Genomic DNA, 5,726 nt, shown 5'->3' with positions numbered 1-5,726 from the left:
GGCCTGGAACCCGCCCTGCCACTGGTTGGTGACCGTGTAGGCCGCGGTGCAGGAGCCCGAGGGCACCGGGGTGCTGGTCGTCGGCGGAGTCGTGGTCGTGGTGGGAGTGGTCGGTGTGGTCGGCGTGGTGCTCGTCGGAGGCGGCTCGCTGCCCCCGGACTCGCCCACGATCACGCCACGGCCGTTCGTGCCGACGTACACCCGGCCGTACACCCGCGGATCGCCGGTCAGCGCCGCCCCGATGTTGCCGTACTGGTGGCGGTCGTCGTTGATCCGCGTCCACGAAGCCCCGGCGTCGTCCGAACGGAAGATCCCGCGCACCCCGTCGATCTTGGCGATCGTGTACAACGTCGCATACGTCCGGCCGGGTGCGGCCTTGCCGAACCCGACGTTGTCGGCTTCGGCGACGTTCGCCAGCTTCGTGAAGGACGCCCCGGAGTCGGTCGAGTGCCAGAGGCCGTACGCCGTGCCGGAGCCGCCGGCCAGCCAGATGTCCCCGGCCACCCCCGGCATCGCCTTGAAGTGCGCGGAGCCGGACGGCAGCCCGGTGGCCGCGGTCGCGGTGAACTTCGCGCCGCCGTCGGTGCTGACGTAGAACTTGCCCGCCGCGAAGCCGTAGAACCGCTTCGGGTCGACCCGGTCCGACTCGACCACCGCGCCCGCCGGGAGGCCGGTGGAGGCCGTCCACGACGAGCCGAAGCCCACCGAGTAGCTGACGGCCGCACCCTCCGGGCTCCAGACGAACCGGCTGCCGTCGGCGGCCGCGGCCACCGTGCCGCCGCTGGCGTTGCCGCCCGGCTCGGCACCCTGGAACCAGTTCTTCCCGCCGTCGGTGGAGAAGGCGATCCGGTTGTCGTTCGGCCGCGCCGACCGGTCGAGCGTGCCGGCGCGCACGATCGTCGCCGGCGACAGCTCGGCGTAGTCGAGGCTGGTGGTCGTGGTGAACACCGGCTGCGTGTACATCGTGGCCGGGACCGCGTCGAGGCTGTCGTGCCGGAACCCGCCGATGTCGCCGAGGGCCGACAGCAGCGGAGCGCCCGACGGCGGGCTGATCAGGTCGAGCACCGCGGTCTCCTCGAGGCCGCCGACGACCGGCTTGATCGTGATCTTCCCGCCGCTGTCCCACTTCGTGAGGTCGGACGTGCCGTAGATGGTCGCGCCGGTGCCGTAGAGCAGGTGGTTCGAGTCGAACGGGTCGATCTCCACCGACTCGGTCATCCAGCCGAGCTTGGGGGAGGGCACCGGGGGAGCGGGCTGGAGGCCGAAGTTCAGCCACGGCACCGAGGAGATGTCCTGGGTGTAGCGCAGGCTTCGCTCGGGGTAGCTCGAAAAGTCCCAGATCCGGGTCCAGGTGGTGCCGCCGTCGGTGCTGCGGAAGAAGATCACGTCCGGCCACCACGACACCTGCGTGGCGACCATCAGCGTGTTCGGGTGCTGCCGGTCGATCGTCAGCCCGCTGTAGCCGAAGTAGTCGTCGCTGCTGTCGGAGGGGATCGGGCTGATCCGCGTCCAGACGCCGGTCTTCGTGGCGTACTTCCAGACGTCGCCCTTCGCGCCGTCGTAGGGGCCGCCGGTGTCGCTGGTCGCCAGGTAGAGGTAGCCGCCGACCGGGTCGAGGACGCCCTTGTGCGCCAGGTACCCGGTGGGCTGGCCGGCCAGCCGCGCCCACGTCGTGCCGCCGTCGGTGCTGCGGTAGACGGTGTTCTGCTTGTCCGCGACGCCGGCGTAGATCGTCTGCGTGGTGCTGCCCCGGGTGCCGGTCGACGGGTCGAACGTCACCCAGGTGACGCCTTCGATGTCGCTGGAGTAGCCCGTGGTGTCGGTCGGGTCGGGCGCGTAGTTGCCCGGGTTGGGGAAGCTGGTCACCTTCGCCCAGGTGACGCCGGAGTCGGTGCTGCGCCAGAGCCCGTTGCCGCTCGGCGCGCCGAGGTAGAGGACGCTGTTGCGGTTCGGGTCGATCGCGAGCCGTTCGCCCATGCCGCGGCCGGGCATGTTGCCGCCGAGCTTGAACGGCAGTGCCGCGGCCTGCCAGGTGGCGCCGCGGTCGGCCGATCGCAGGATCGCGCCGTTGTTCGGGTCCCAGCTGTTGGTGTACATCCCGGCGGCGACGTAGACGCGGTTCGGGTCGACGGAATCGGTGGCCAGGCTGACGACGCCGTTGTGGCCCCAGTCGGTCCAGCCGACCGAGTCCAGCAGCGGGAGCCAGCGGCCGGTGGCGGTGTTCCACCGGTACGCGCCGCCGATGTCGGTCCGGGCGTAGACCAGCCCGGGTTCGGTCTGGTTGAAGACGATGCCGGGGACGAACCCGCCGCCGGCGATCTCGGCGTTGCGCCACGTGGTGGCCGCCGGGGCGGCCGGGGACGCCGGTGCGCCGACGGTGACCGCGACGGCGACGGGCACGAGCACGGCGAGCGCGCCGGCGAAGAGCCGTCTCGCCGAGCGGAACCTGGACGGGGAATGCGTTCTTGGCACGACGTTGTGCACCTTGGCCTCCACACTCTGGGAGCGCTTCCAGAGGGACGGTAAACCAGCGTTCGGAGCGTTGTAAAGCGTTCGACGATTTCGGCGATCGGCACTGTCCACAGTGGATTTCGGACCGGCCGGCGCCGGGTTTGTCGGAATCACATACGTGAACGTCGATCAGGTTTCTGAATTGTTACCTCGGATCTGCTTGCCCGCCATTTTCCGGCGTGTGAGTGTGGTGCCGCTGACTGGACTGGACCTACGAAAGAGGCGACCCGGCACATGACCGATCAGTCAAGTACACCGACAGCACGGCACATCGGCCGGACCACGTTGTACTTCTTCGGCGCGCTCGGCGGCATCCTGTTCGGCTACGACCTCGGCGTCATCTCCGGGGTGCTCCCGTTCATCGGGAAACTGTGGGCACTGACCAGCTGGGACAAGGGCGTGATCACCGCCAGCCTGTCGGTCGGCGCGATCGTCGGCGCATTGTTGTCCAGCCGCACCAACGAAGCGCTCGGCCGGCGCCGCACGATCATGGTCGCCGCGGGCATCGTCATCGTCGGCACGCTGGCGGCGAGCTTCTCGCCGACGTTCGTGCTGCTGGTGATCTCGCGCCTGGTCATCGGGCTGGGGATCGGCCTTTCGTCGTCGACCGTCCCGACGTACCTGTCCGAACTGGCCCCGGCGAAGTGGCGGGGCGCGATGGGCGCGCTCAACCAGATCTTCATCGTGCTCGGCATCCTGATCGCGTTCCTGGTCAGCTACTGGCTCGGCCCGATCTCGGCGTGGCGCTGGATGTTCGCCGGCGCGATCGTGCCCGCGGTGGTGCTGCTCGTCGGCCTGGTGTTCCTGCCGGAGACGCCGCGCTGGCTGGTCAAGAACGGCCAGGAGGAGGAGGCCCGGCGGGTGCTGGCCAGCGCGCACGGCAGCACCGTGAACCTCGACGAGGAGATCGCGACCATCCACGAGGTCATCCGGCTCGACACCGAGGAGAAGCCGCGGATCCGCGACCTGTTCTCCGGGTTCGTGCGGCCGATGCTCGTCGTGGCCCTGCTGCTCGCGATCGGCCAGCAGTTCAGCGGCGTCAACGCGATCAACGCGTACTTCCCGACGATGCTCATCGGCCTCGGCTTCGCGACGCAGGCCGCGCTGCTGTCCGGCGTGCTGCTGGGCGTGACGAAGTTCCTGTTCACCGCCTGGGTCGTGTTCGTGGTGGACCGCTGGGGCCGCAAGCCGCTGCTGCTGATCGGCAACGTCATCATGGTGCTGACCCTGGTGGCGGCCGGCCTGGTGGTGCTGAACGTCCACGACACCGGCACGCGCGGCCTGCTGATGCTGGTGATGATGGTGCTCTACCTGGTCGGCTACGAGCTCGGCTGGGGCGCGGTGGTCTGGGTGATGATGTCCGAGGTGTTCCCGCTGAAGTACCGGGCCACGGGCATGGGCGTCAGCAGCGTGGTCCTCTGGGCGGCGACGGGCATCGTGAGCGCGGTCTTCCCAATCATCTCCGACCCGAAGTCCCTCGGCATCGGCGGCTCGATGTTCCTGTTCGCCGGGGTGAACGTGGTGCTGTTCGTGCTCACCAAGTGGCTGGTCCCGGAGACGAAGGGCCGCACGCTGGAGCAGATCGAGCTCGACCTGCGGGCGCGCCAGGGCGTCGTCGCCAAGAGCTGACCCCGGGGGGTCGATCACCGGCGGGGCACGGATTCGTCCGTGTCCCGCCGGTTTCAGTGGGCGGGGGCGAGGGTGAGCTTCCCGGCCAGCCGCCCGATCCACGCCTCGACCTCGTCCGGCGCACGGTCCGGGAGGCCGAAGATCGTCTCGGTGACGCCCAGGGAATCCAGGTGCGCCAGGCGTTCCGGGTCCGGGCGCTCGCCGAGCGCGCAGATCAGGGGAGCGCCCGGACGGCCTTCGTCGCGCCAGATCTCCTTCAGCAGCGCCACGTGCCCGTCGAGGTCGGTGTCGGCCGGGGTGGTGAGCCAGCCGTCGGCGTGGCGGGCGATCCAGCGGAACGTCTTCTCGGTCGGGCCCGCGCCGAGCACGACCGGGATGTGCGCCTGGACCGGCTTCGGCCACGCCCAGCTCGGCCCGAACGAGACGAACTCCCCGTCGTAGGCGGCTTCCTCCTGCGTCCACAGCGCACTCATCGCCTCGAGGTACTCGCGCAGGGCGGTGCGGCGGCGGTTCCCGGGCACGCCGTGGTCGGTCAGCTCGTCGACGTTCCAGCCGAACCCGGCGCCGAGCGTGACGCGGCCGCCGGAGAGGTGGTCGAGGCTGGCGATCGTCTTGGCGAGCGTGATCGGGTCGCTCTCGACCGGCAGGGCCACCGCGGTCGACAGTCGGATGCGCGAAGTGACCGAGGCCGCCGTCGCCAGCGCGACCCACGGGTCGAGCGTGCGGCTGTAGCGGTCGTCGGGCAGCGACGCGTCCCCGGTGCGCGGGTGCGGTGACTCGCGTTTCACCGGGATGTGGGTGTGCTCGGGGACGTAGAAGGTCGAGAACCCCGCGGCCTCCGCGGCGCGCGCCGCGGCTGCCGGGGTGATCCCCCGGTCGCTGGTGAACAGCACGATTCCGTAGTCCACCGGCGGAGCGTATTAGAACGTGTTTCAGTTTTCAAGCCGGTCCCGCTCCGTGGCGGCCGGCCACGGTGACCCTCCGTCGCCGGCCGGCTGCCCTGGATGCTCCATTGTGGACAGACAACGTCCCACTCCGTGGACGCGTCGGCGGGGCGGGATGGCGTGTACGGGCCCGGTTCCGATACCGTGGACCACAGGCCGAGAGGCGCTGCAACGGACCACCGGGTCCGCCACGCTCGGCCGGGAATGACCAACCAAGGGCGCCTCCCGACCAAGGGAGGCTGCCGGTGAACACCCCGCACGAGTCCGAAGCACGCCTGCGCGAGCTGCTCGACCAGCGCGTGGCGGTCCTGGACGGCGCCTGGGGAACCATGCTGCAGGGCGCCGGGCTCACCCCGGCCGACTACCGCGGCGACCGCTTCGGCGACCACATCCACGACGTCACCGGCGACCCCGACCTGCTGAACCTCACCCGGCCGGACGTCATCCTCGACGTCCACCGCCAGTACCTCGCGGCCGGCGCGGACATCACCACGACCAACACCTTCACCGCCACCAGCATCGGCCAGGCCGACTACGGCCTGCAGGCGCATGTCCACGAGATGAACGTCCGCGGCGCGCAGCTGGCTCGCCAGGCCGCCGACGAGGCGGGCGGCCGGTTCGTCGCCGGGTCGATCGGGCCGC

Annotated in this window: 4 protein-coding genes and 1 riboswitch; of the genes, 2 read left to right on the top strand and 2 right to left on the bottom strand. The window is 70.4% G+C overall.

Annotated elements, in window-relative coordinates:
- Positions 1-2,484: beta propeller repeat protein (locus CCN39_RS37125; protein ID WP_086850086.1), on the bottom strand; the 2,484-nt coding region annotated here is incomplete at its 3' end.
- A 261-nt stretch (positions 2,485-2,745) separates the two neighbouring features.
- Between CCN39_RS37125 and CCN39_RS37120 the strand changes: the two genes are divergently transcribed.
- Positions 2,746-4,140 (top strand): sugar porter family MFS transporter, encoded by a 1,395-nt coding sequence (locus tag CCN39_RS37120; protein ID WP_208630561.1) that lies wholly within the window; start codon positions 2,746-2,748, stop codon positions 4,138-4,140.
- Between the two features lie 53 nt (positions 4,141-4,193).
- On the opposite strand, the gene CCN39_RS37115 is transcribed toward CCN39_RS37120, so the two are convergent.
- Positions 4,194-5,048 carry an LLM class F420-dependent oxidoreductase gene (locus CCN39_RS37115; protein WP_086850083.1) on the bottom strand — a complete coding sequence of 285 codons (855 nt, stop codon included), beginning with the start codon at positions 5,046-5,048 and terminating at the stop codon, positions 4,194-4,196.
- 188 nt (positions 5,049-5,236) lie between these two features.
- Positions 5,237-5,315: riboswitch (S-adenosyl-L-homocysteine riboswitch) on the top strand.
- Positions 5,316-5,329: 14 nt separating this feature from the next.
- On the opposite strand from CCN39_RS37115, the gene CCN39_RS37110 reads away from it, so the two are divergent.
- The coding region (locus CCN39_RS37110) for a homocysteine S-methyltransferase family protein (RefSeq protein ID WP_208630559.1) at positions 5,330-5,726 on the top strand (397 nt) is incomplete at its 3' end.

The sequence above is a fragment of the Amycolatopsis kentuckyensis genome (genome assembly GCF_002155975.1).
GTDB lineage: Bacteria > Actinomycetota > Actinomycetes > Mycobacteriales > Pseudonocardiaceae > Amycolatopsis > Amycolatopsis kentuckyensis.
The sequence above is the reverse complement of the archived record's forward strand: the minus strand, read 5'-3'. Positions and strand labels throughout refer to the sequence as shown.